The organism is Mariniflexile aquimaris, from assembly GCF_042676825.1.
In the GTDB taxonomy this organism is placed as follows: Bacteria; Bacteroidota; Bacteroidia; order Flavobacteriales; family Flavobacteriaceae; genus Mariniflexile; species Mariniflexile aquimaris.
The window spans coordinates 1-696 of sequence record NZ_JBHTIB010000050.1; the positions used below are offsets into that span (position 1 = coordinate 1).

The following is a 696-nucleotide window of genomic DNA, read 5'->3' on the forward strand; positions in this document are numbered from 1 at the left end:
AACGGTTATGTATAAGAATAGTGCGGTTTTGTGTGCGAGGATTTTCCGAAGGAAAATCAGATGTAACAAAAGCGCACGAACTCTCGATTAAGCACTAAACTACGCATTATTTTTATACGATGTTAGCCACAGTTTTTATTAAAATGCTATTCAAAAATACCACGAGCTTTTAAATATCCGTTTTTCTTATTTTCAAAAAGTTTTTTTATAGATTCACCATTTATTCCGCTCCAAGTTCCGTCATCATTCTTTTTTACTGGGTCATACATATATTTTTGAAGATAAAATTCATTTTCTTTTTCCGATTTTGAAATATACATTATTGCATATTCATATTTTTCAAATTTTGGTCGTCCGTAATGGTCGTAAACAAGAAATGAAATGGTGTCCTTTTTATAATTATTGAATAATGGTTTTTCAATTTGGTATTTTGCTTTAAATCGTTGGTCAAAATATATGACTTTTTGAACCACAGTATCTCCATCAATTCCAATAAATTTTTCTGTTGCAGTCGTGTCTCTTTCAAAAACTTCCACTGACATTTTTTTTCCAATAAATGCAAATAAATTTATTTCATTATTCTCTGAGTAGAAATCAGATTCGGTTTTGTTTTTAGTCGATTTACAACTTGATATTAAAAACAAAAATCCTAATATTAAAAGGTAACGATTCATTTTTTTTAAATTGTGGCTAACG

General features: G+C 28.7%; 1 protein-coding gene. It reads right to left on the bottom strand.

What is annotated here, in order from left to right; translation table 11 throughout:
- Positions 1-146 precede the first annotated feature (146 nt).
- Positions 147-696: hypothetical protein (locus ACFQ0I_RS17360; RefSeq protein WP_379944258.1), on the bottom strand; the 550-nt coding region annotated here is incomplete at its 5' end.